Origin of the sequence: Rahnella rivi (genome assembly GCF_019049655.1) — a bacterium.
GTDB lineage: Bacteria > Pseudomonadota > Gammaproteobacteria > Enterobacterales > Enterobacteriaceae > Rahnella > Rahnella rivi.
Genome location: NZ_JAFMOX010000040.1, coordinates 19,600 through 44,640, shown reverse-complemented (window position 1 = coordinate 44,640; position 25,041 = coordinate 19,600). Strand labels below are relative to the sequence as shown.

Below are 25,041 nucleotides of genomic sequence, written 5' to 3'. Positions count from 1 at the left end.
ATTTGTCGTCACTGATGCAAAAAAAAAAGGGGTTAGCCGATGGCTAACCCCTTGTTCTATATTAACTAGTAGATGTCGCGTTAGCGATACCTTAGTTAAGACGCTCTTTGATACGAGCTGACTTACCAGTACGCTCACGCAGGTAGTACAGTTTAGCTTTACGAACGGCACCACGACGTTTAACAGCAATGCTGTCGATTACTGGGGAGTGAGTCTGGAATACACGCTCAACACCTTCGCCGTTAGAAATTTTGCGAACAGTGAATGCAGAGTGCAGACCGCGGTTACGAATAGCGATAACCACGCCCTCGAATGCCTGCAGACGCTTTTTAGAACCTTCAACGACCCATACCTTAACTTCCACGGAATCACCCGGACGGAATGCAGGTACGTCTTGCTTCATCTGCTCTTGTTCGATTTGTTTAATGATATTGCTCATAATATGTCTCTTACCCTAGGTAAACTGATATATCGGGAAGGCCTGGCAACGTGCTCAAGCGGTCCCTTCATAGTTTTGTTAACTAAGTCGATGTTCCTTTTGGAACTCTCTCAGTAACACCTCTTGCTCGTCAGTCAGAGCTAGGTTTTCCAGAAGTTCAGGTCTTCTAAGCCAGGTTCGACCCAGCGACTGTTTCAGGCGCCAGCGACGTATATCAGCATGATTTCCCGACAGTAAAACCGGCGGTACCTCCATGCCTTCCAGCACTTCAGGGCGGGTATAGTGGGGGCAATCGAGCAATCCGTCAGCGAAAGAATCTTCTTCTGCTGAAGCCTGACGACCCAGAACGCCCGGTATAAAGCGGGAAACTGAATCAATCAGAGTCATTGCCGGCAACTCACCACCGCTGAGAACATAATCACCAATTGACCATTCTTCATCAATTTCGGTTTTGATTACGCGCTCATCAATCCCTTCATAACGACCACAAACCAGAATAATTTTCTGGTGGGCCGCCAGTTCGCAAACACCGGTTTGATCCAGTTTGCGACCCTGAGGTGAAAGATAAATCACTTTCACACCTTCGCCTGCCGCTGCTTTTGCTGCATGAATCGCTTCCCGCAAGGGTTGCACCATCATCAGCATGCCGGGACCACCGCCGTAAGGGCGCTCATCCACGGTACGATGTCGGTCGTATGCGAAGTCACGAGGACTCCAGCAATTTACGCTCAACAGGCCATTCTTAACTGCCCGGCCAGTTACCCCGTAATCCGTAATTGCGCGGAACATTTCAGGAAACAGGCTAATTATACCGATCCACATAGCCTACCCCTTCCAAATGTTTGACCGCTCAACCAGACGTTGTTTACATCAGTAAACACTACGGAGGTCAAAAACCAGGATCCCAATCTACTTCAACAGTGCGAGTAGCGAGATCGACTTTCTTGATAACCTGCCCATCGAGGAACGGAATTAACCGCTCCTTGAGTCCGAAGGCATCTTTCAGGTTGGCTTTCACTACCATGACATCGTTAGAACCGGTTTCCATCATATCGATGATTTTGCCCAGCTCGTAACCGGAAGTCGTCACTACCTGGCAACCAAAAAGGTCTTTCCAGTAATAGTCACCGTCTTCCAGTACAGGTAGTTGCTTTGAATCGACGACAATTTCGCAATTAGTCAGAAGATTCGCAGCATCCCGATCATCAACGCCTTTGACTTTGATAATCAGATCCTGAGTGTGGCGTTTCCAGCCTTCCAGCTCGATAACCTGCCACTTACCGGCACGCTGGATAAACCAGGGCTGGTATTCGAAGATGCTTTCAGCGTCTTCGGTGGATGAAAACACTCTGAGCCAACCACGAATGCCGTATGTTGAACCCATTTTGCCGAGAACTAACGGCTCAGCGGGTACCACTGGATTGGATTGCTTGCTCATTGCCACCACCGCGACAGATTAAGCTGCTTTCTTAGCGTCTTTGATCAGCGCAGAAACGCGATCAGAAACGGTTGCACCCAGATCTACCCAATGGGCAACACGATCCAGGTCCAGACGCAGAGCTTCAGCCTGGCCAGAAGCCAATGGGTTGAAGAAACCTACGCGTTCGATGAAACGACCGTCACGAGCGTTGCGGCTGTCGGTCACTACTACTTGATAAAACGGACGCTTTTTTGCGCCGCCACGTGCTAAACGAATTGTTACCATAACATCCTCTTTAGTTAATAAAACAACCAGACCCCATCGGGGAACGGGGTCTGGTTGCAATATAAAAAGCCCCAAAATTTTACTCATTTTGGCGCAAAAAGCAATCGAAAGCGTAGATTGCCTCCGTCGCTATTTGCCTGAGCACATTTGGGGCCGTTTATGTGGCTGATAAATAGCCAGTGTTGTCGATTAGCGGCCTGGGAAACCTGGTGGCATCATACCCTTCATGCCACGCATCATTTTCGCCATACCGCCATTCTTCATTTTCTTCATCATGCGCTGCATATCGTCAAACTGCTTGAGTAAGCGGTTAACATCCTGCACCTGCATGCCGGAACCCAGCGCGATACGACGCTTGCGGGAACCTTTAATAATTTCGGGCTTAGCGCGCTCTTTCATCGTCATCGAATTGATGATCGCTTCCATTCGCACCAGTACCTTATCGTCCATCTGAGATTTGACGTTGTCTGGCAGTTGGCCAACACCCGGCAATTTACTCATCATACTCGCCATACCGCCCATATTGCGCATTTGCTTGAGCTGATCGAGGAAGTCGGTCAGATCGAAACCGTCGCCCTTCTTGAGCTTGTTGGCCAGTTTTTCAGCCTGTGCGCGGTCGACTTTACTCTCAATGTCTTCGATAAGAGAGAGAACGTCGCCCATACCCAAAATACGTGAAGCGATACGATCAGGGTGGAACGGCTCAAGGGCATCGTTTTTTTCACCCATACCCAGGAATTTAATCGGCTTGCCGGTGATGTGGCGAATCGACAACGCGGCACCGCCGCGCGCGTCACCATCCACTTTCGTCAGGATCACACCGGTAAGTGGCAGCGCTTCGTTAAAGGCTTTTGCCGTATTTGCGGCATCCTGACCGGTCATGGCATCGACAACAAACAGGGTTTCAACCGGATTAATCGCGGCGTGAACCTGTTTGATTTCGTCCATCATCGCTTCGTCGACGTGTAAACGACCCGCGGTATCGACAATCAGGACATCATAAAATTTCAGTTTGGCTTGCTGAAGCGCACGGCGAACGATATCGACCGGTTTTTCCTGTACATCTGACGGAAAGAAATCCACTTCAACTTGCTGCGCCAGGGTTTCCAGCTGTTTGATCGCCGCAGGGCGATACACGTCAGCAGACACCACCAGCACTTTTTTCTTTTTCTTCTCTTTCAGGAATTTCGCCAGTTTACCGACGCTGGTGGTTTTACCGGCACCTTGTAAACCTGCCATCAGCACGACAGCCGGTGGCTGTGCCGCTAAATTGAGCTCGGTATTCGCCTCGCCCATCGCGTTTTCCAGCTCTTTCTGGACAATTTTGACGAATTCCTGACCCGGCGTAAGACTTTTATTGACCTCATGGCCAACAGCACTCTCTTTCACCCGGTTGATGAAGTCGCGAACGACTGGCAGCGCAACGTCAGCTTCCAGTAACGCCATGCGAACTTCACGCAACGTCTCTTTGATATTTTCTTCGGTCAGCCGCCCGCGGCCGCTGATATTGCGCAGTGTGCGCGACAATCGATCGCTTAAATTCTCAAACATCGTCTCTTGCTCAACGTAATGACAGGCCGCTTTTGCGACGTAATTGCGGGATTATAACACGAAGCGAGGACGATCTCTGCTTTGGTATCTCAGATAGGTTGGAGCGTGACGCGGGTAACGTTATACTGCGATTCTCATTCACTTTTCGATGCCACTGAAACGCTATGTCAGTTTTCGCTCTCGTCGCCATGTTGGCCTATCTGTTCAGCCTCGCACTGATCATTCCGAGCATCATCCGGAAGAACAGCGCATACCGACGTCTGGCACTGATTTCCGTGGTCGTCGCGCTGGTCTGCCATGCGGTCGCCCTGCAACAACGCATTTTCGATGTCAGCACCGGCCAGAACCTGAGCCTGGTGAATATTGGTTCCGTCGTGAGTTTAATTATTGGCACGGTGATGACCATTGTTGCCTCGCGCAACCGCGGCTGGTTTGTTCTGCCTATTGTGTATAGTTTTTCGCTGATCAATCTGGCGTTCGTCACCTTCCTGCCGGGCGAGTTCATTACGCATCTCGAGGAAAGTAAAGGCTTACTGGTCCATATTGGCCTGGCGCTTTTCTCCTATGCGACTCTGATGATTGCCGCGCTATATGCACTGCAGCTGGCATGGCTTGATTATCAGCTGAAGAATAAACGTCTGACATTTACCGCTGATATGCCGCCGCTGATGAGCATCGAGCGGAAACTTTTTCACATCACCCAGATTGGCGTCATTTTACTGACGCTGACGCTGTGCACCGGATTGCTGTATCTGAACAACCTGTTCAGCCCGGAAAATATCGATAAGGCCGTTTTGTCGATACTTGCATGGTTCGTTTATATCGTCCTGCTGTGGGGCCATTATCACGAAGGCTGGCGTGGCCGCCGCGTGGTATGGTTCAGCATGGCGGGCGCCATCCTGCTCACTCTCGCCTATTTTGGCAGCCGCCTGATCCAGCAAATCATGGTTCATTAATTAAAAGGAATACCCGTTGGAGCACGTCTCGACAACAACCCTGATCATCACACTGATCATCATGGTGGTGGTTTCGGCTTATTTTTCAGCCTCCGAAACCGGTATGATGACACTCAACCGTTACCGGTTACGTCACCTTGCCAAACAAGGTAACCGGGGTGCGCGTCGCGTCGAAAAGCTGTTAAAACGCCCGGATCAGCTTATAAGCCTCGTACTTATCGGCAACAACCTGGTCAACATCCTTGCTTCCGCTCTGGCAACCATTGTGGGCATCCGTTTATATGGCGATGCCGGTGTGGCCATTGCGACCGGCGTGCTGACCTTCGTGGTGCTGCTGTTTGCTGAAGTGCTGCCGAAAACCTTCGCCGCGCTTAACCCGGAACGTATCGCTTTTCCAAGCAGCCTGCTGTTGCGTCCTCTGCAGACCATCATGATGCCGTTAGTGTGGATCCTGAACAGCCTTTCACGTCTGCTGATGAGAATGTGCGGTGTCAAAACCAACACCAGCCTCAGCGATGCGATGAGTAAAGAAGAGCTGAGAACCATTGTGAATGAATCGCGCTCGAACATCTCCCGTCGCAATCAGGACATGCTGCTTTCAGTGCTGGATCTTGAGAAAGTCACGGTCGATGACATCATGGTGCCGCGCAATGAGATTGTCGGGATTGATATTAACGATGACTGGAAATCGATCATCCGCCAGCTGACGCACTCACCGCATGGCCGCATTATGCTTTACCGGGATTCACTCGACGATGCCATCGGCATGCTGCGCCTGCGTGAAGCTTATCGGCTGATGACGGAGCGGAAAGAGTTCACCAAAGAAAATCTGCTGCGCGCTGCCGATGAGATTTACTACATACCCGAAGGTACACCGCTGAATATTCAGCTGGTGAAATTCCAGCGTAATAAGAAGAAAGTCGGGATTGTTGTCGATGAATATGGCGACATTCAGGGGCTGGTCACCGTCGAGGATATTCTCGAAGAGATTGTCGGTGATTTCACGACGTCGATGTCACCGACGCTGGCCGAAGAAGTGACGCCGCAAAGCGATGGTTCCGTGGTGATTGAAGGCAGTGCGAACGTTCGTGAGCTGAACAAAGCCTTTAACTGGACGCTGCCTGCCGACGGGCCGAGAACCATGAATGGTATGTTACTGGAGGTGCTGGAAGAGATCCCTAAAATCGGCACCAACTTACGCATTGAAGATTATGAAGTCGAAATTCTGGATGTGCAGGACAACATGATCAAACAAGTGCAGGTCCGTCCATTGCATCCTTTACAGACCAGTGTAAACCAGCACTAACCCACTCAAATTCCAGACATAAAAAAGACGCGAATTTCGCGTCTTTTTTGCTTCCGCTGAACGAACTAGATGTGCAGTTCAGACAGTTTTTCTTTCGGCAGAGCCAGATCGTCATTACGGTTCACGACAACATCGTGATCGAGAATGTGCTGCGCGATTTCCTGCGCTTCTTTAAGAGAATGCATCTCGTAGGTACCGCACTGATATTCGTTCAGCTCAGGGATCTGACGTTGCTCTTTTACTTTCAGAACATCCGCCATCGCCGCTTTCCAGGAATCAGCAACCAATTGCTCTTCCGGCACACCGATCAGGCTCATGTAGAAACCGGTACGGCAACCCATCGGAGAAATATCGATGATCTCAACGCCATTTCCGTTCAGGTGATTACGCATGAAGCCTGCAAACAGGTGCTCCAGCGTGTGAATACCACGCTCTGGCATCACTTCAATGTTCGGGCGGCAAAAACGCAGGTCGAACACAGTGATGGTATCCCCGTGTGGGGTTTTCATGGTTTTTGCGACGCGAACAGCAGGTGCTGCCATACGGGTATGGTCTACGGTAAAGCTATCCAACAGTGGCATATCGTCACCTCTCCAAAATAAATTAAATTTTTTTACGAAATCAGGAAACCTTTTCCCAGCATGCAGGTCTTAATTAGTGAAAGACGCGCATTTGTTATCATCATCCCTGTAAACAGAGATGTTTATTTGGCCACATTAATTGTGGCCTTTTTCTTTTCTACTCTTCGGTACCGCCCGCGTGAGCGGCCAGATAGTCTTCTAAGCTTAGCTTGTCACCGGCTTCCATGTCGCGCTGACGTTGCCAGGAACCGTCTTGTTCTGCCAGTAACGCGCTTTCATCCAATACTTCCAGCGGTTCACTGATCAGCATCTGACGATATTTCTCGGCCAGCTCCAGTCCTAAATTACCCACGCCCTGCTGTTTCAATTCTTTCAGGATACGCGCGGAATAAGTCAGTTCCGGATCATCGAACGCCGCAACCAACTCTTTGCATACGTCCTGATAGAGATGATCGCCATTTTGGCTATCCATCACCTGCGCGACCCGGTTTAAATCAGCGAACAAATCTTTGCCCACCTGAGCCAGCGGCTTACGATCATCATTGCAGCCGATACCGATGGTCTGTCCGGGTTTACGCCCTTCAAGGATCACACGGTTCCAGTTTTGGCGCGTGCAAAGCAGCTCATCGCTACTCATTTCCGGGGCATCGGCCAGGGCACACCATACCAAAAACAGATCGAGGAAACGCGCCTGCGTCGCATCAATACCGACCGGAGAGAACGGGTTAACGTCCAGCGATCGCACTTCAATGTACTCAATCCCGCTGCGCATCAGCGCATCAGAAGGTGTTTCACCTGATTTGGTGACGCGTTTAGGACGGATAGGCGCATAAAGCTCGTTCTCAATCTGTAACACATTCGTGTTCAGTTGCAGATACTTACCGTCTTTTTTCACACCCATCTCTGCATATTCTGCAGAAGGTGTGCGAATCGCTTTTTTAACGCCTTTAACGTAAGTCTCGAGATCGTTAAAGGTGATGCCTAGGTTACTCTGCGATTTATTGGTATATCCTAAATCACTCAAGCGCAGCGACGTCGCATAGGGCAGATAACATAAGCCGCCCTCGGTATATTCGAAAGGCAGATCGGTTTTACGACCTTTAAGGAATGACGAACAGATCGCCGGTGATGCACCAAACAGATACGGAATCACCCAGCCAAAACGGTAATAGTTACGGATCAGCTTAAAATAACCGGCTGAAATCGCCTCTTTACCGCTTTCGGTATCGGTCACGCCCAGACGCTCCTGCCAGAACGACAGCGGCAGCGAGAAATTATAGTGAATGCCGGAAATCACCTGCATCAGCGCGCCATAACGATTCTTCAGGCCTTCGCGATACAATGTTTTCATGCGTCCCACGTTGGATGAACCGTACTGCGCCAGTTCAATATCCTGTCCGGAATCAATAAAACACGGCATGCTGAACGGCCACATGCGCTCTTCGCCGAGCTCACGGGCCACGTGACGATGAATGTCACGCAAAAATGCCATCAGATGATCAATATTGTCATCGACGGGGGTAATAAATTCTAATAAGGCTTCGGCAAAATCGGTGGTGATCCAGCGATGCGTCAGTGCCGCACCAAGAGATTCCGGATGGCCGGTTTTCGCTAATGAACCATCGGGATTAACACGCAGCGTTTCACGCTCAATACCGCGACGAATACCTTTTAATGCCTGAGGATGGGCTTCCAGCCAGGAAAGCGCCTGTGATACATCCGGGATCAAATTGACCTCCCGCTCTCTGAACTCATTGATTTGCAAGCAAAGCGTGTCTGCATAGATGTGACCATAATTGATGACTGATGCCAATCTAACTGAACCATGAAAGCCCCTGTAGCGTTACCACCGTAATAAAAACGTAACGCACTGCTTTTCCAATCAACATGAAAAAGACCACTGAGCCCCACGGCATTCGCAGCCAACCTGCTAATACGCATAACACATCACCAATCACCGGTAACCAGCTCAGCAACAAGGCGGCCGGTCCAAAGCGTTTCAGCCAGCCTTCTGCAACCTGTAGCCCACGTTGAGGCTTAAGCTGCGGCAAGAAGCGTCCGATGATGACGTTGGTTATGCCACCTAAGGTATTGCCAACAGATGCAGACAAAACCAGTGCCGCCGGCATTGCACTGCCAGCTGACAATAAAGCCACTAATAATACTTCTGAGTTGCCTGGTAACAACGTGGCACTTAAAAAGCTACTGCCAAATAAGGACGCCAGCGCTACGGCGCTACTCACAACGTACGCACATCCACAAAAGCCATATTGGCGCGTTTGGCCGCCTCAATACCAAAATCGGCGTCTTCGAACACAACGCATTTTTCAGGAGGCACGCCGATGAGTTCAGCGCAGCGCAAAAATGTATCTGGTGCGGGTTTATGGTTCTGCACGTCATTCGCGCCGACAATGGCATCAAAGCAATCGCGTAAACCCAAATGACGCAACAGAGCATCCGCCATCCAGTGTTCACTGCCCGTTCCTACGGCCATCGGACGTCGACCACGGTAGGCCTTAACGACATCAATCAGAGGCAGCGGACGAACGGTATCGAGTAACATTTCCTGTACTGCGGCGGTTTTCTCAGCGGCAAGAAGATGAGGGTCCATCTCAACATGATTACTGTCGATAACAAACTTGGCGATGCGCCATGTCGGGGAACCATTCAGGGCAACCATGGATTCGACATCGTACTGCATACTGTATTTGGTTAATACCTGATGCCATGCCTTACGGTGCGTAGGCTCGGTATCCAATATGGTGCCATCCATATCAAATATTAGCCCTTCGTATCGATCGTACATCGAATGCTCCATGCTCACGAAAAAAACGGGAAAACTACTTTATCGCAAAGTCTGCCGAAAGTCGCATTTTGTCCGTTCACAGAGCACATCCGAACACGTTGAAAAAATCAGGGAAATGAAGTGGAAAACGCAGAGATGAAACGCAGAAAGCAAAAAACCCGCCGAAGCGGGTTTCTCTGACAGGCGGCACCCTAGAAGATATTGGCAAGGGCTCGCCCTGCAGGCCGTTGCTAAAGCAACGTTATCTTTCTTCGTGCTGCCTTCATGCCGGAGGACCTTATGTGAAAATGGTCGCTGCAACATGTTTGGAATATGGTGCACCCAGGAAGATTCGAACTTCCGACCGCTCGGTTCGTAGCCGAGTACTCTATCCAGCTGAGCTATGGGTGCAAAGTGTGTTTACTACAGATTTTATTCGATGCGGGAAAAGTAGAGATAAAGAATGGTGCACCCAGGAAGATTCGAACTTCCGACCGCTCGGTTCGTAGCCGAGTACTCTATCCAGCTGAGCTATGGGTGCATTTTGATTCTTACTGCAGATTTTACCCAACCATTTTTCCGTACTACATCAGCGTTAGCTTCTGCCCATCACGCTCATTTGATTGCAAATCAACATACGCTTTGGAAAGTATGGTGCACCCAGGAAGATTCGAACTTCCGACCGCTCGGTTCGTAGCCGAGTACTCTATCCAGCTGAGCTATGGGTGCATTTTAAATGGCGGTGAGGCGGGGATTCGAACCCCGGATGCAGCTTTTGACCGCATACTCCCTTAGCAGGGGAGCGCCTTCAGCCTCTCGGCCACCTCACCATACGCCTCTTGCGAGTGTGCTGACTAACTTTGTTCAAGCTCATCGGCACTGCGTGGCGCACATATTACTTTCTGGCCCTTATAAGTCAAACCCTTTTTTCCACACAATCACTCGTTTGGACATTTCACGCGCAACCTGCACAGTTTGAAGGCAAAAAAGAGGGCAAAACGCATAAAAACCACGTTCTTTTTTACGCAAAGGGGATCACAGAGCAGCGCTCGTAAAGAATGAAACAGATAAAAATACAGAGAAAGTCAGGCAGGAAAATCAGAAATACGCAGAAAAGAGGATCAGCGCCTCGCCGTCAGCGAGACGCCTCGTAAATCAGTAACTCGTCTGTTGAGATTTTTCAGCCTGAATACGCTGATAGATCTCTTCACGGTGAACGGAAACCTCTTTTGGCGCATTCACACCAATACGTACCTGATTACCTTTGACACCTAAAACGGTAACAGTAACCTCATCGCCAATCATGAGGGTTTCACCAACTCGGCGAGTTAGAATCAGCATTCTTTGCTCCTTGAATAATTAAAAGAGTCGGGTCTCTCAGTTTCCCGGCCATTATCGATCATAAGCGGGTAAAACGTAAGCCATGACCCTTACATTAACTGTAAGCGGCCTGCAACTTCAGCCATGAGTACTTTTAGTTTAGCTGAAATCAACGTTGTCGCGACCTTGCCGCGAAGCCTACCCCACCATTAAGACTGAAAACGCCATATTGCACAATACATTATGGCGCTTTCCAGGTTAGCGATTTATTTCTTCTTACAGCTTGGATTCCACCCAGGCTTCTACGGTAGCCAGGGCTGCCGGTAAAGCCTGAACATCGCTTCCCCCTGCTTGTGCCATGTCAGGACGACCACCGCCCTTGCCGCCCACCTGCTGGGCAACAGAAGCAATCAGATCCCCCGCTTTGACACGGTCAGTCAGATCTTTTGTGACACCGGCAATCAGGCTGACTTTATCGTCAGCGATGGTTGCCAGAACAATGATCACTGAACCTAACTGGTTTTTCAGATCATCAACCATCGTACGCAGAATTTTAGGCTCTACATTATCCAGCTGACGAACTAACAGCTTAACGCCTTTCACTTCTTTGGTCTGGCCCGACAGAGATGCGCTTTCCTGCGCAGCCTGCTGACCTTTCACTTGCTGAAGTTCTCTTTCCAGCACGCGCGAACGTTCGATCAGGGATCGGATCTTATCGGTAATACTGTTGACATCACCTTTTACCAGGTGTGCGACATCTTGCAGCAAATCACTTTGCTGATGCAGTGCATTGATCGCATTCTCACCCGTGATCCCTTCGATACGACGAATGCCTGCCGCAGTGCCCGACTCGCTCTGGATACGGAACAGGCCAATATCGCCGGTACGGCTGGCGTGAGTTCCGCCACACAGTTCTGTGGAGAAATCGCCCATGCTCAAGACACGGACGCTGTCTTCGTATTTTTCACCAAACAGTGCCATTGCACCTTTTTCTTTGGCTTCGTCCAAATCCATGATGGTGGTCTGGATAGGCAGATTACGACGAATTTGCGCATTCACCAGATCTTCAACCTGACGAATTTCTTCAGGCTTCATGGCTTCAAAATGTGAGAAGTCGAAACGCAGATAGTTATCGTTAACCAGTGACCCTTTCTGTGCGACGTGTTTACCCAGCACCTGACGCAATGCTGCGTGCAGTAAGTGAGTGGCTGAGTGGTTCAGACGGATACGGTCACGACGAGCCACATCCACTTCAGCTTCAACGCTGTCGCCAACGCTAAGCTTACCGGCATTCAGGGAACCCTGATGACCAATCGCTTTGCCGTATTTCTGAGTATCGGAAACAGAGAAGATACCAGCTGACGTTTTCAGGATGCCTTTATCGCCCACCTGTCCACCGGATTCACCATAAAATGGCGTGTCATCCAGTACCACGATGGCATTATCACCCGCCTGAATCTCGTTCACTGACTGACCGTCGATAAACAATGCCACCACTTTGGAATTGCGTTGCAGATGTTCGTATCCGGAGAACTGAGTCACACCGTCCACACGAACCATGCTGTTGTAGTCTGCGCTGAAACCGCTGGACTCACGAGCACGGCGACGCTGAACTTCCATCGCTTTCTCAAAACCGACTTCATCGACTTTCAGATTACGCTCGCGGCAAACATCGGCAGTCAGATCCAGCGGGAAACCGAAGGTGTCGTACAGACGGAAAGCAATTTCACCGTCCAGAGTGTCACCCGTCATTGCGGACAGTTCATCGTCCAGCAATGCCAGACCACGTTCCAGTGTGCGGGCAAACTGCTCTTCTTCAGTTTTCAGCAATTGTTCAACCATTGCCTGCTGTTCTTTCAGTTCCGCAGCCGCCGGGCCCATCACGTCGATCAGTGGGGCAACCAGTTTGAAGAAGAAAGTATCTTTGGCGCCCAGCATGTTGCCGTGACGGATCGCACGACGAATGATACGACGCAGCACATAGCCACGGTTTTCATTCGATGGGATCACACCGTCAGCGATCAGGAATGCGCACGAACGAATATGGTCGGCGATAACACGCAGGGATTTGCTGGTCAGATCGGTAGCGCCGGTCACTTCTGCCACGGCGGCGATCAGCTTCTGGAATAAATCGATGTCATAGTTTGAGTTCACATGCTGCATAACAGCGGTGATGCGCTCAAGCCCCATCCCGGTATCTACGGACGGTTTTGGCAATGGCAGCATCGTGCCGTCAGACTGACGGTTGAACTGCATGAACACGATGTTCCAGATTTCGATATAACGGTCGCCATCTTCTTCGGCTGAACCCGGAGGGCCACCCCAGATGTGATCTCCATGATCGAAGAATATTTCAGTACAAGGGCCGCAAGGGCCGGTGTCGCCCATTTGCCAGAAGTTGTCAGAGGCGAAAGCGCCGCCTTTATTATCGCCAATGCGGATAATACGTTCTTTAGGAACGCCAACTTCTTTTTCCCAGATTTCAAAGGCTTCGTCATCTGTCTCATAGACAGTGACCCACAATTTTTCTTTCGGCAGGTTAAACCAGTTTTCGCCGGTCAGTAATTCCCAGGCGTAGTTGATTGCATCATGCTTGAAGTAATCACCGAAACTGAAGTTGCCCAGCATTTCGAAGAAGGTGTGATGACGAGCGGTATAACCGACGTTTTCGAGATCGTTGTGTTTACCGCCTGCGCGTACGCAGCGTTGAGACGTGGTGGCACGGCTGTAATCGCGTTTATCCAGACCGAGGAAAACGTCTTTGAATTGGTTCATCCCGGCATTGGTAAACAACAGTGTCGGATCGTTTGTCGGGACAAGCGAACTGCTTGAAACAACGTTGTGTCCCTTGCTCTGGAAGAAATCGAGAAACGCTTGACGGATCTCAGCGGTGCTCTTGCTCATAAATATCCCGGAATCATGCTGGAAGAACGGCTCTTGAGCCGGATCACGCTGCATACGGCAGCAATCTGTACAGCTCACGAACGAAAAAGTGCGGATAAGATAAAATTTCTGCGCGGGGAAGTAAAATCCCGTATGCGGTCAATCGTCAAAATCGCGATAAATAGACTGTATTTCTTCCTGAAAGAAGCCGCGATAGAGTAAATAACGCAGAACTTTTGATTTTTCTTTCCAGTCTGTAGGTAAATTCTCACCAAATTTTCTGACCGCAATCTCACGCGCCAGAATGCACCAGTCGACCTCAGTATTCTCCAGAGCCGTGGTAATGATTTCTTTATCGACACCTTTTTGCATTAATTCTGAACGGATACGCTGAGCGCCATAACCTTTGTTACTGCGCCCAGAAATATACCGGTCGGCAAATTTGGCATCATCCAGCCACTGGTGCTGATAGCAATAGTCGATAACGGCCTGAACATGCTCTTCAGGGATCTCTTCAGGTACCGGACGTGGCTCCGGTTTAGCTCTTACGATGTCTTCTTCGGCGAACTCATTTTGCGCCTGCTTCTTACGCGATGACCAACTGCTTTTCTTATTCTGCGGTTTAACAAAAGGCATCGGGGGAATGAGCAACTTGCGGCGCAATTCTGTTTCGCCATGGTCGCGCTGAGCAAGCAGTCGCATGGCACGGCTAATCAGCGTGTTGATTTTGGCGGCATCGCCGTCTTTTTTCTGAGGTTCAAACAGGCCAGAGTCACTGTTTTGCGCGACTTCTTCGAGCAGCTTTTTCAGATCGATGTTTTTTTCATTTGGTGTTTTTTCACCAGGCATAAGGTTTCCCCTGATATGCAAAATGCCAGTCTGGAAACCAGACTGGCATTTTAGCGACTTTTGAAGATGACGGGAAAAACCCAATCATTCAAATGTCTTTGTCAGACAACCACGAAATTAAAACTCTTCGCTGGTTTCCATATCGTCGTCTGCGACTTCTGCAGTCGTAGCAGCGGTCAGTTCACCCGTGCCGCTCAGCAGCATGTCACGCAGTTTTTTATCCAGTTCCGCGGCAATTTTCGGATTTTCTTTCAGATAGTTACAGGAGTTAGATTTACCCTGACCAATCTTTTCACCGTTGTAGCTGTACCATGCGCCCGCTTTCTCGACCAGTTTGTGCTTAACGCCCAGGTCAATCAGTTCGCCATTAATGTTGATACCTTCGCCGTATAAAATCTGGAATTCAGCTTGTTTGAACGGTGCAGCAATTTTGTTCTTCACGACTTTGACGCGCGTTTCACTGCCTACTACCACATCGCCTTCTTTGATAGCGCCGATACGACGGATATCAAGACGGACAGAAGCGTAGAATTTCAGAGCGTTACCGCCGGTGGTGGTTTCCGGGTTACCGAACATCACACCGATTTTCATACGGATCTGGTTGATGAAGATCAGCAGAGTGTTGGCGTTTTTCAGGTTACCTGCGAGTTTACGCATTGCCTGGCTCATCATACGTGCCGCGAGGCCCATGTGAGAGTCACCAATTTCACCTTCGATTTCTGCTTTAGGTGTCAGTGCCGCAACGGAGTCAACGATGATAACGTCAACAGCGCCTGAACGGGTCAGCGCGTCACAAATCTCAAGAGCCTGTTCGCCGGTATCCGGCTGAGAACACAGCAGATTGTCGATATCCACGCCCAATTTTTTAGCGTAGATCGGATCCAGTGCATGTTCCGCATCGATGAAGGCACAGGTTTTGCCTTCGCGCTGTGCAGCGGCAATAACCTGAAGGGTCAGCGTTGTTTTACCGGAAGATTCCGGTCCGTAAATCTCAACGATACGGCCCATCGGCAAACCGCCAGCGCCCAATGCAATATCCAGGGACAAAGAGCCGGTAGAGATCGTTTCAACGTCCATGGAGCGATCTTCACCCAGACGCATGATGGAGCCTTTACCGAATTGCTTTTCAATCTGGCCCAGTGCTGCAGCTAACGCTTTTTGCTTGTTCTCATCAATAGCCATTTCTACTCCTCGTCTGATGCAGGGGAAAATCCCGCCCGCATCACTGAATATAATTTATGAACAGGTAATTGGCAGTAATTATACTGTATGCTCATACAGTATCAAGCCTAATTTTGCAGAAACTCAAACAATGCTGTTTGTAGCGCAAAAACAGCAGCTTGCAAACGTACAGCGTCGCGATCGCCAGAAAACTGCTGTTTTGCCGCCACGATCCGGCCATCTTTCCCGGCAAAACCAAACCACACTGTACCGACCGGTTTTTCCTGCGAGCCACCATCAGGCCCGGCAATACCGCTGACTGCCAGAGCGATATCCGCTCCTGCAGCATGCAACACACCCTGCGCCATTTCGCGCACGACCTGTTCACTTACGGCGCCATACTGTTCGAGCGTACTCTCGGAAACCCCCAGCAGTTCGTGCTTGGCGGCGTTGCTGTAAGTCACAAACCCGCGGTCAAACCAGGCAGAGCTGCCGGCAATGTCGGTAATGGCTTTAGCAATCCATCCCCCGGTGCACGATTCTGCACAGGTGATCCACAGGCCTTGTGCTTTCAGCTCGGCACCTATTTCTGCACTCAATTCATGCAAGCGATCTTCGTTCATATCCTCTCCCGGCGGGTCATCAGAATCTGTCCTGATGTTAGCACTTCTCTTTTGCTCTGCGAGTTCTGACGCTGCTTTTTGCGCGATGTATTCAGAATCAGAATTAAACGCAAAAACTAAGGCCGCACCGGGCGGCCTTCAGATGATAAAAAACGGGCATTAACGCGCTGCTTTCACCGCAACACCCAGCTGCCACACCGCCATCGCATAATGCACGCTATGGTTGTAGCGGGTGATGGTGTAGAAGTTAGGTAACCCGTACCAGTACTGGTAATTGGTACCCATATCAAGGCGTAGCAGACTCGCTTCCTGATAGTTGCCGAGCGAGCCTAACGGGCTGAGTCCGGCTGCTTTCAATGTAAACAGCGGATATTTGGTTTTGAAACCATTCTCTAACAGGGGTGCCTGACCGGCTGCGGGAACCGCAATCGGTGCGCCTTTCGTCCAGCCATGTGCTTTAAAGTAATTAGCCACGCTGCCGATGGCGTCGACGGGATCCCACAGATTCGCGTGTCCGTCGCCGTTAAAGTCCACGGCGTAGTCTCTGTAGGAGGATGGCATAAACTGCCCATACCCCATCGCGCCTGCGAAGGAACCCCGCAGACTCAGCGGATCGTCACCTTCACGACGTGACATCAGCAGGAAGGTTTCCAGCTCACCGGAGAAGTATTCAGCCCGGCGCGGATACGCAAAGGAAAGTGTCGCCAGCGCATCAATAATGCGTGTTTTACCCATCACGCGGCCCCAGCGGGTTTCAACGCCGATAATACCGACAATGATTTCCGGTGGAACGCCGTAAATCTGCTCAGCGCGTTGCAGCGCATCCTGATATTGGTTCCAGAAAACCACACCATTCTGGACGTTATCCGGTGTAATGAATTTACTCCGATAACGGTTCCATGCTCCGTTCGGTACGGTCGATGGCCCGCCAGAAGGCGCCTGCTGATCCATCAGTCTGAGCACAAAACCCAGACGTTTGGTTTGCGCCAGCACGTCGTGCAACTGCTGACGGTCGAATCCGTGTTCGCGGACCATTTTATCAACAAACTGATTCATGGCCGGATCGTAAGCAAAGTCACCGTTCTGAACGGCACCGGTATGTTCAGCCTGCAACAGAAAACCGCCGCTGGGTGCCGTATTGGCACTCGCATTTCTTCCGTCAGAGAAAGGGTTGCGCGGGCCGTCAGGCTGAGCCGAAGGCTTATGACTGCTACATGCAGAAAGTGTAAAAACCAGGGGAAGAATGACTGCCAGAAGGCGCATCGGATGTCCGTAACCATGCAATAAAAGAGGTGACGACATGTTAGAGCATTATCAGAGCCGAAAAAACTGAAAATCAACGTCTTTACATGGATGCCGGATATTCACGTTTACCGTAAATTGCGTGACGTTACGCATCTTCAGTAAGCAACGTGGTTTTTTACCTCCACTCACGTTAGGATCCGTTGTAAAGTCGTTGCATCAGGCGCTGCGAGCCAACAGGATGAATAAAAATTGAATGAAATCAATAAAAAGCATAACACAATGAGCGGACTGGAAGCCCACACCCCCATGATGCAGCAATACCTGCGTCTTAAAGCAGAGAACCCGGAAGTTTTGCTGTTTTACCGTATGGGCGACTTTTACGAACTGTTTTATGACGATGCAAAACGTGCGTCACAGCTGATGGATATTTCGCTGACCAAACGCGGATCCTCTGCCGGTGAGCCGATCCCTATGGCGGGTGTGCCTTATCACGCGGTAGAAGGCTATCTGGCGAAACTGGTGCAGCTGGGTGAATCCGTCGCTATCGCAGAACAAATTGGCGATCCGGCACTCAGCAAAGGGCCGGTTGACCGCAAAGTAGTACGCATCGTCACACCGGGTACGGTCAGTGATGAAGCATTACTCAGCGAGCGCCACGATAACCTGCTGGCGGCTATCTGGCAGGACGGGCGCGGTTTCGGCTACGCAACGCTGGACATCAGCTCCGGGCGTTTTCGCGTCGCCCAGCCGGACGATCTGGAAACAATGGCTGCTGAGTTACAACGCACCAATCCGGCAGAATTGCTCTATCCGGAAAGCTTTGAAGCCATGTCGCTTATTTCTTCCCGCCGCGGCCTGCGCCGTCGTCCTATGTGGGAGTTTGAGCTGGAAACGGCTAAGCAGCAGCTGAATCTGCAATTCGGTACCCGCGATTTGAGCGGTTTTGGCGTCGAGCAGGCGTCTCAGGCTCTGCGCGCTGCCGGTTGTCTGCTGCAGTATGTAAAAGATACCCAGCGCACCGCCCTGCCCCACATTCGCGGTGTGACCATGGAGCGCCAGCAGGATGGCATCATTATGGATGCGGCCACGCGCCGAAATCTTGAACTGACGCAAAACCTGGCCGGTGGGGTGGAGAACACCCTCGCAGCGGTGCTGGATCAGGCCGTGACGCCGATGGGCAGCCGTATGCTCAAACGCTGGATCCACATGCCGAGCCGCGACATCCGGCTGCTGACAAACCGTCAGCAGACCATCAGTGCGTTGCAGGATATCACGGCGGACTTACAGCCCGTTCTGCGTCAGGTCGGCGATCTGGAACGTATTCTGGCACGTCTCGCCCTGCGCAGCGCACGTCCGCGCGATCTGGCCCGTATGCGACACGCTCTGCAGCAGTTGCCGGAAATCCGGGCAATCTTGCAGGAAACTCGCGCTCAGCATGTTCAGACGCTGGTGGAGCAAACCGGAGACTTCACTGAACTGGTGGAACTGCTGGAACGCGCAGTGATCGAAAGTCCTCCGGTGCTGGTTCGTGATGGTGGCGTGATTGCACCGGGCTACAATGCTGAACTGGACGAATGGCGTGCGCTGGCCGACGGAGCGACAGATTATCTCGATCGCCTCGAAATCCGCGAACGCGAAAAACTGGGGCTGGATACGCTGAAGGTCGGTTTTAATGGCGTTCACGGTTATTACATTCAGGTAAGCCGGGGTCAGAGCCATCTTGTGCCGATCCACTATGTCCGCCGCCAGACGTTAAAAAATGCCGAACGCTACATCATTCCGGAACTGAAAGAGTACGAAGATAAAGTTCTCACGTCTAAGGGCAAAGCACTGTCGCTGGAAAAAGCGCTGTACGAAGAGCTTTTTGATCTGCTGATGCCGCATCTGTTTGCTTTACAGCAAAGTGCCGGTGCACTGGCTGAGCTGGACGTACTGAGCAATCTGGCTGAACGTGCCTATACGCTGAATTACGCCTGCCCGACCATGAGCGAGAAACCGGGGATCAACATCACCGGCGGACGTCACCCGGTCGTTGAACAGGTGCTCAGTGAACCCTTTATCTCCAACCCGCTGAACATGTCTCCGGCGCGACGTATGCTGATCATCACCGGCCCCAACATGGGCGGTAAAAGTACCTACATGCGTCAGGCGGCGCTGATCGTTCTGATGGCACATATTGGCAGCTACGTCCCCGCCGAGTCGGCAACGATTGGCCCTGTCGATCGCATCTTCACCCGCGTGGGGGCTGCGGACGATCTGGCGTCAGGGCGTTCAACCTTCATGGTGGAAATGACCGAAACGGCTAATATCCTGCATAACGCCACTGAAAACAGTCTGGTGCTGATGGATGAAATCGGCCGCGGTACCTCTACTTACGACGGCCTGTCACTGGCCTGGGCGTGTGCCGAGAATCTGGCCAGCCGCATAAAAGCCATGACGCTGTTTGCCACCCATTACTTCGAGCTGACCACGCTGCCGGAAAAAATGGAAGGCACGGTGAATGTTCATCTGGATGCTATCGAACATGGCGATACCATTGCCTTTATGCACAGCGTGCAAGACGGTGCCGCAAGTAAAAGCTATGGCCTGGCCGTAGCCGCACTGGCCGGTGTCCCGCGCGATGTGATTAAGCGCGCACGCCAAAAACTGAAAGAGCTGGAAACGTTATCTAATAACGCCGCCGCCAGCAAAGTGGATGGCCCGCAACTGACGCTGCTGACGGAGGAAGTCTCTCCGGCAGTTGAAGCGCTGGAAGCCCTTGATGTGGATTCGTTATCACCACGGCAGGCACTGGAATGGATTTATCGTTTGAAAGAGTTGGTGTAGAAGCGGCAGAACGCCAATGAAATGACAGACATAAAAAACGGCGGAGATTAACCCGCCGTTTTTTTGATGCAAAATCTGATGCTGTATTGCCTAAAAAGTAAATGATTCGCCGAACGAATTACTCACGGAACAAAGCTTCGATGCTCAGCCCCTGTCCCTGCAAAATCTCACGCAGGCGACGCAAACCTTCTACCTGAATCTGACGAACACGTTCACGTGTCAGGCCAATTTCGCGACCTACATCTTCCAGCGTTGCAGCTTCATAACCTAACAGGCCGAAACGACGCGCCAGCACTTCACGCTGTTTTGCATTCAACTCGAATAACCACTTCACGATACTCTGTTTCATATCGTCGTCTTGCGTGGTGTCTTCCGGGCCGTTGTCTTTCTCATCCGCCAGAATGTCTAACAGCGCTTTCTCCGAGTCACCACCCAACGGGGTATCAACAGAGGTAATACGCTCATTCAGGCGCAACATACGGCTGACGTCATGTACCGGTTTGTCGAGTTGCTCTGCAATCTCTTCAGCGCTCGGCTCATGGTCAAGTTTATGCGCAAGTTCACGTGCAGTACGCAGGTAAACGTTCAGTTCCTTCACGATGTGAATCGGCAAACGAATGGTACGGGTTTGATTCATGATCGCCCGTTCAATGGTCTGACGTATCCACCATGTCGCATAGGTAGAAAAACGGAATCCACGCTCAGGGTCAAATTTTTCAACCGCACGGATCAGACCCAGGTTACCTTCCTCGATCAAATCCAGCAGTGCCAGACCGCGATTACTGTAGCGGCGGGCAATTTTAACCACCAAACGCAGGTTACTTTCAATCATACGGCGACGCGAAGGAACATCTCCACGCAGCGCACGTCTTGCAAAATAAACTTCCTCTTCTGCCGTAAGCAGAGGGGAATAACCGATCTCACCAAGGTACAGTTGAGTTGCGTCCAGCACTCGTTGGCTTACAGTCTGCGACAACAACTCTTCTTCAGCGTCGTTATCGGCAGTCTCTTCGACTGTGGCTTTCTCGTCAAAGGCTTCAGCGCTGTTCTCATCGAAATCTACATCATCATGTAACTCGTTAACTTTCAGCGTATTCTGACTCATAAGCTGCTCCTACCCGTGGTCCCGAGGGCAGAATTTAAGACTCTGCCCGAGTTATCGCTGCGGAAGATAACGCAGCGGGTTTACGGATTTCCCCTTGTAACGAATTTCAAAATGCAATCTTACTGAACTGGTTCCGGTGCTACCCATAGTCGCTATTTTTTGTCCCGCCTGCACTTCTTGTTGTTCCCGGACCAGCATTGTATCGTTATGTGCATAGGCGCTCAGGTAATCATCATTGTGTTTGATGATGATTAGATTACCGTAACCGCGAAGAGCATTGCCTGCGTACACTACACGCCCCGAGGCGGTGGCGACGACAGACTGTCCGCGCGAACCTGCAATATCGATCCCCTTATTTCCCCCTTCAGAAGCAGAGAAATTATCGATAATTTTCCCGTCGGTCGGCCATTTCCATGTGGAAACCGGACCGCCATTATTTGCTGGAGTGGCGACGGGAGTGCTGGCTACGGCAACAGGTGTGGTAGTAGTAACTGCACCTGATGAAGGCAACATCTTACCTACATTCTGTTTACCAGAAGATTCAGAATACGTGGTAGTTGGTTGAGATGCAACCACAGAACCTGTGAGCATTCCGCCTGTCGGCACTTTAGGAACACCGCCAGAAGTTGCGTCTGTCGCGGCTAAAGTTCCCCCCGTGCTGGCAGCAGAAGAGACGTTATTTATCTGGATGTTTTGGCCAACTTCCAGGCTGTAGGGCGCGGCGATATTGTTACGCGCAGCAAGGTCCCGGAAGTCGTTGCCGGTGATCCAGGCGATGTAAAAAAGGGTGTCGCCACGCTTCACCTGATACGTGCTGCCACTGTAGCTGCCTTTAGGGATAGCGTTGTAGCTACGGTTGTACACAATGCGTCCACCGGGGGCGACCGCAGGAGCATTTGGCGTCGCTGAATTCGGAGTATTCTGACTACCACCGCCGCCGCCATTGACACTACTGATGGGTGCGGATGTGGTTGAATTGTTCGAACATCCCGCCATCCAGGCACTGATAAACGTACAGACCGCAATGCGGCTTAGTGTTTTTATTGGGCTTCCCGTGCTCATATTTCCCCCGTTACGGCAATCTCAGAATAACGCTTTAACCTCGCACACCGCGCCAGATGGCGCTTCTCGTATCATGTCATACCGTGCGGGCAGGCAACACGCCCACTCAGGTCAATTCCTGAATGCGCCGTGCCATAAAAAACTGTAGTGGATGCTATCAACATAGCCAGTACAGCACCATATAACAGTTGTATTTAAATTTTAAGGGGTTAGTCCTGCCGGATGTCTGAATCAGGCCAGTTCGCCTTTCACCAGCGGGACAAAGCGAACAGCTTCAATCGTCTCGGCCGTGAACTCATCACCGCGGCGGGTGATACGTTGCAGGATCTGATTCTCTTCGCCGACAGGCAGAATCATCACCCCGCCGTCATCGAGTTGTTTCAGCAGGTCTTGGGGAATTTCAGGAGGAGCAGCGGTGACAATGATGGCGTCGAACGGCCCACGCGAAGGCCAGCCCAGCCAGCCATCTCCGTGACGCGTTGAGACATTATGCAAATCAAGTTGCTTGAGGCGTCTTTTGGCCTGCCACTGCAACCCTTTAATCCGTTCAACCGAAAAGACATGCTCTACCAGATGGGCCAGAATCGCGGTCTGATAACCGGAGCCGGTGCCTATCTCAAGCACCCGCGAAGAAGGCTCAAGGCGCAGCAGTTCAGTCATTCTCGCCACGGTATAAGGCTGGGAGATGGTCTGGCCGGAGCCAATCGGCAGCGCTGTATTTTCATAGGCTTTATGCTGGAACGCCTCATCCACAAAGCGCTCACGCGGCACCGCCTCAATGGCATGCAGCAGTTTCTCATCATGAATGCCCTGCTGCCGCAACTGTTCCAGCAGGTTATACATTGGCTTATTCACCATTCGCGCTCACCCCGGCTCTTTCCAACCATGAGACTACGACATCCTGAGCCGCATAGGCGGTTAAATCTACCTGAAGAGGCGTGACTGAAACGTAACCTTGTGCAACAGCAGCAAAATCTGTGTCAGCGGCGACATCAAACTTATCGCCCGGCGGGCCGATCCAGTACATATCCTGCCCGCGGGGATCCTGCTGACAAAATACCTTTTCGGCCGGATGTCGGCTACCACATCGGGTCACGCGGATGCCTTTGATCTCGGATAAAGGCAGATCAGGCACGTTAATATTCAGAATTTTGCCAGTACGTAATGGCTCGCGGGCCAGCGCCCTGAGAATGCGACAGGTGATGATAGCGGCGGTGTCATAATGCTGATGTCCGTCGAGTGATACCGCCAGCGCAGGAAAGCCCAGATGGCGCCCTTCCATGGCCGCCGCCACAGTACCGGAGTAGATCACGTCATCGCCAAGATTTGGCCCGGCATTAATACCCGATACCACGATGTCCGGACGCGGACGCATCAGGGTGTTCACACCGAGATACACGCAATCGGTGGGCGTGCCGTTAATCACGGCGGTATCGCCGTTGGGATAGGACTGAATGCGTAACGGGCCGTCCAGCGTCAGCGCATTGGATGCGCCGCTGCGGTTACGGTCAGGGGCCACCAGCTTCACATCAGCAAACTCACGCAGCGCGGACGCCAGCGCCTGAATGCCGGGAGCCAGAATACCGTCGTCGTTACTCAGTAATATCCGCATTGCTTTCATCCAGATTCATCAGCTCGCGCACGACGCTCGTGGCGTAACTGCCGGCCGGTAGCCAGAATTTGAGTTCCAGAGTGACGTCATCCCAGCGCTGCCAGTTAAGATGCAAGGGCAACAGCATGATGGCGCGACGTGCAGGCTCGACTCTTTCGCGTTTAAGTAACGACAGTAAATCAGCCTGTTCACTCAGGCAAGCCAGCTCAAATTTTTCAGCGTCTTCCAGCGTACCCAGCGGGCCATCTCCGGGCAAAGGCGCCGTCACCAGCAGCTCTGCGTTTTCCACGCGCGGTTGAATGGAGTCGAACTCGTCGGCCTTCGCGACAAACCAGCTGCCGCGACCGCTAAGTTGTAACGCATCGCCAGGCATTGCCTGACGAACGGTGTTATCAGCCAGTCGCTGACTGGCAATAATGTTGAACAAGGCACTGCGGCTGGCTGAAAGATAGAAACTGCGTTTGGCACGTTCTTTTGGACGGGCTTCGTTAGTCGCCCAGCGTTTCGCCTGCACCAGATTATTGCCGCCGCGACCAAAGCGCTGAGTACCGAAATAGTTCGGCACGCCGCATTGGGTAATTTTTTCCAGACGCGCTTCAACATCGGCGATATCACTTATCTGACGAAGCACCAGCGTAAACGCGTTGCCTTTCAGTGTACCGATACGCATCTTTTTACGATGGCGTGAGGCGCGGATCACTTCGCAACCTTCGAGATTGAACTGACTTAAATCAGGATCGGCTTTGCCCGGCAAATGCAGGCAAAACCACTGTTCAGTGACTGCATGACGATCTTTCAAACCGGCATAGCTGACATCACGCGGATGCACTTTGGCAAAACGCGCCAGCTGTTCGGCAACAAACTGTGTATTACAGCCGTTTTTGCGGATCCGCACTAACAGATGTTCACCCTCGTCGTCCGGCTCAAAGCCCAGATCTTCTTCGACAATAAAGTCTTCCGGATTGGCTTTCAGCTGGCCGGTGGCGACGGGCTCGCCCAGTAACCAGGTGAGACGGGACATATCTATCATGC

The 25,041-nt window shown here is 51.4% G+C and carries 23 protein-coding genes and 4 tRNA genes; 3 read left to right on the top strand and 24 right to left on the bottom strand.

Annotated features, from left to right (window positions below):
• Positions 1-91: 91 nt before the first annotated feature.
• From rplS to ffh, 5 genes are all read right to left on the bottom strand, one after another.
• Complete coding sequence (rplS, locus tag J1779_RS01800) at positions 92-439, bottom strand: 50S ribosomal protein L19 (RefSeq protein WP_056772777.1); 348 nt, start codon at positions 437-439, stop codon at positions 92-94.
• A gap of 78 nt (positions 440-517) precedes the next feature.
• Complete coding sequence (gene trmD / locus J1779_RS01795; protein WP_122096371.1) at positions 518-1,261, bottom strand: tRNA (guanosine(37)-N1)-methyltransferase TrmD; 744 nt, start codon at positions 1,259-1,261, stop codon at positions 518-520.
• Between the two features lie 67 nt (positions 1,262-1,328).
• The gene (gene rimM / locus J1779_RS01790; RefSeq protein ID WP_056772783.1) at positions 1,329-1,877 is read right to left on the bottom strand and encodes a ribosome maturation factor RimM; all 549 of its coding nucleotides are present in this window, start codon (positions 1,875-1,877) and stop codon (positions 1,329-1,331) included.
• 18 nt (positions 1,878-1,895) lie between these two features.
• On the bottom strand, positions 1,896-2,144 hold the full coding sequence (gene rpsP, locus J1779_RS01785; RefSeq protein WP_056772785.1) for a 30S ribosomal protein S16: 249 nt from the start codon (positions 2,142-2,144) through the stop codon (positions 1,896-1,898).
• 189 nt (positions 2,145-2,333) lie between these two features.
• Complete coding sequence (ffh, locus tag J1779_RS01780) at positions 2,334-3,695, bottom strand: signal recognition particle protein (protein WP_056772787.1); 1,362 nt, start codon at positions 3,693-3,695, stop codon at positions 2,334-2,336.
• A gap of 164 nt (positions 3,696-3,859) precedes the next feature.
• Between ffh and J1779_RS01775 the strand changes: the two genes are divergently transcribed.
• Both J1779_RS01775 and J1779_RS01770 read left to right on the top strand, forming a co-directional pair.
• Complete coding sequence (locus tag J1779_RS01775; protein WP_056772789.1) at positions 3,860-4,651, top strand: cytochrome C assembly family protein; 792 nt, start codon at positions 3,860-3,862, stop codon at positions 4,649-4,651.
• A gap of 16 nt (positions 4,652-4,667) precedes the next feature.
• A complete protein-coding gene (locus J1779_RS01770; RefSeq protein ID WP_056772791.1) occupies positions 4,668-5,957 on the top strand; it encodes an HlyC/CorC family transporter in 1,290 nt (429 codons plus the stop codon).
• A 65-nt stretch (positions 5,958-6,022) separates the two neighbouring features.
• On the opposite strand, the gene luxS is transcribed toward J1779_RS01770, so the two are convergent.
• From luxS to mltB, 14 genes are all read right to left on the bottom strand, one after another.
• Positions 6,023-6,538 carry an S-ribosylhomocysteine lyase gene (luxS, locus tag J1779_RS01765; protein ID WP_056772793.1) on the bottom strand — a complete coding sequence of 172 codons (516 nt, stop codon included), beginning with the start codon at positions 6,536-6,538 and terminating at the stop codon, positions 6,023-6,025.
• 157 nt (positions 6,539-6,695) lie between these two features.
• The gene (gene gshA / locus J1779_RS01760; RefSeq protein ID WP_056772794.1) at positions 6,696-8,267 is read right to left on the bottom strand and encodes a glutamate--cysteine ligase; all 1,572 of its coding nucleotides are present in this window, start codon (positions 8,265-8,267) and stop codon (positions 6,696-6,698) included.
• A gap of 85 nt (positions 8,268-8,352) precedes the next feature.
• On the bottom strand, positions 8,353-8,781 hold the full coding sequence (locus J1779_RS01755) for a YqaA family protein (RefSeq protein WP_056772797.1): 429 nt from the start codon (positions 8,779-8,781) through the stop codon (positions 8,353-8,355).
• Positions 8,778-9,344 (bottom strand): fructose-1-phosphate/6-phosphogluconate phosphatase, encoded by a 567-nt coding sequence (yqaB, locus tag J1779_RS01750; protein ID WP_056772800.1) that lies wholly within the window; start codon positions 9,342-9,344, stop codon positions 8,778-8,780. Before yqaB ends, J1779_RS01755 begins: the two co-directional genes overlap by 4 nt.
• Positions 9,345-9,657: 313 nt before the next feature.
• A tRNA-Arg gene (locus J1779_RS01745) sits at positions 9,658-9,734 on the bottom strand.
• Positions 9,735-9,787: 53 nt separating this feature from the next.
• Positions 9,788-9,864: transfer RNA gene (locus J1779_RS01740), tRNA-Arg, on the bottom strand.
• 111 nt (positions 9,865-9,975) lie between these two features.
• Positions 9,976-10,052: transfer RNA gene (locus tag J1779_RS01735), tRNA-Arg, on the bottom strand.
• Positions 10,053-10,060: 8 nt separating this feature from the next.
• Positions 10,061-10,153: transfer RNA gene (locus J1779_RS01730), tRNA-Ser, on the bottom strand.
• 325 nt (positions 10,154-10,478) lie between these two features.
• The gene (csrA, locus tag J1779_RS01725) at positions 10,479-10,664 is read right to left on the bottom strand and encodes a carbon storage regulator CsrA (RefSeq protein ID WP_013574027.1); all 186 of its coding nucleotides are present in this window, start codon (positions 10,662-10,664) and stop codon (positions 10,479-10,481) included.
• A 255-nt stretch (positions 10,665-10,919) separates the two neighbouring features.
• Positions 10,920-13,547, bottom strand: coding sequence for an alanine--tRNA ligase (alaS, locus tag J1779_RS01720; RefSeq protein ID WP_217202703.1), 2,628 nt, complete (start codon positions 13,545-13,547; stop codon positions 10,920-10,922).
• 138 nt (positions 13,548-13,685) lie between these two features.
• Positions 13,686-14,252, bottom strand: a complete 567-nt coding sequence (recX, locus tag J1779_RS01715) for a recombination regulator RecX (RefSeq protein ID WP_056773067.1) — start codon at positions 14,250-14,252, stop codon at positions 13,686-13,688.
• Between the two features lie 240 nt (positions 14,253-14,492).
• Positions 14,493-15,557 carry a recombinase RecA gene (gene recA / locus J1779_RS01710; RefSeq protein WP_056772804.1) on the bottom strand — a complete coding sequence of 355 codons (1,065 nt, stop codon included), beginning with the start codon at positions 15,555-15,557 and terminating at the stop codon, positions 14,493-14,495.
• A 107-nt stretch (positions 15,558-15,664) separates the two neighbouring features.
• Complete coding sequence (gene pncC, locus J1779_RS01705) at positions 15,665-16,159, bottom strand: nicotinamide-nucleotide amidase (protein WP_217202702.1); 495 nt, start codon at positions 16,157-16,159, stop codon at positions 15,665-15,667.
• A gap of 159 nt (positions 16,160-16,318) precedes the next feature.
• The gene (gene mltB, locus J1779_RS01700) at positions 16,319-17,422 is read right to left on the bottom strand and encodes a lytic murein transglycosylase B (protein WP_122096376.1); all 1,104 of its coding nucleotides are present in this window, start codon (positions 17,420-17,422) and stop codon (positions 16,319-16,321) included.
• A 261-nt stretch (positions 17,423-17,683) separates the two neighbouring features.
• Between mltB and mutS the strand changes: the two genes are divergently transcribed.
• Entirely contained in the window at positions 17,684-20,230 is a 2,547-nt protein-coding gene (mutS, locus tag J1779_RS01695; RefSeq protein WP_217202701.1) for a DNA mismatch repair protein MutS, read from the top strand.
• 118 nt (positions 20,231-20,348) lie between these two features.
• Here mutS and rpoS read toward each other — a convergent pair whose 3' ends face one another.
• The 5 genes from rpoS to truD all read right to left on the bottom strand — a co-directional run bounded on the left by rpoS (position 20,349) and on the right by truD (position 25,036).
• A complete protein-coding gene (gene rpoS, locus J1779_RS01690) occupies positions 20,349-21,335 on the bottom strand; it encodes an RNA polymerase sigma factor RpoS (RefSeq protein ID WP_056772811.1) in 987 nt (328 codons plus the stop codon).
• 51 nt (positions 21,336-21,386) lie between these two features.
• Positions 21,387-22,397 (bottom strand): murein hydrolase activator NlpD, encoded by a 1,011-nt coding sequence (nlpD, locus tag J1779_RS01685; protein ID WP_122096431.1) that lies wholly within the window; start codon positions 22,395-22,397, stop codon positions 21,387-21,389.
• 231 nt (positions 22,398-22,628) lie between these two features.
• Positions 22,629-23,255 carry a protein-L-isoaspartate(D-aspartate) O-methyltransferase gene (locus J1779_RS01680; protein ID WP_056772817.1) on the bottom strand — a complete coding sequence of 209 codons (627 nt, stop codon included), beginning with the start codon at positions 23,253-23,255 and terminating at the stop codon, positions 22,629-22,631.
• Positions 23,245-24,009 (bottom strand): 5'/3'-nucleotidase SurE, encoded by a 765-nt coding sequence (gene surE, locus J1779_RS01675; protein ID WP_122096432.1) that lies wholly within the window; start codon positions 24,007-24,009, stop codon positions 23,245-23,247. Before surE ends, J1779_RS01680 begins: the two co-directional genes overlap by 11 nt.
• Positions 23,990-25,036 carry a tRNA pseudouridine(13) synthase TruD gene (truD, locus tag J1779_RS01670; protein WP_217202706.1) on the bottom strand — a complete coding sequence of 349 codons (1,047 nt, stop codon included), beginning with the start codon at positions 25,034-25,036 and terminating at the stop codon, positions 23,990-23,992. Before truD ends, surE begins: the two co-directional genes overlap by 20 nt.
• Positions 25,037-25,041 lie beyond the last annotated feature (5 nt).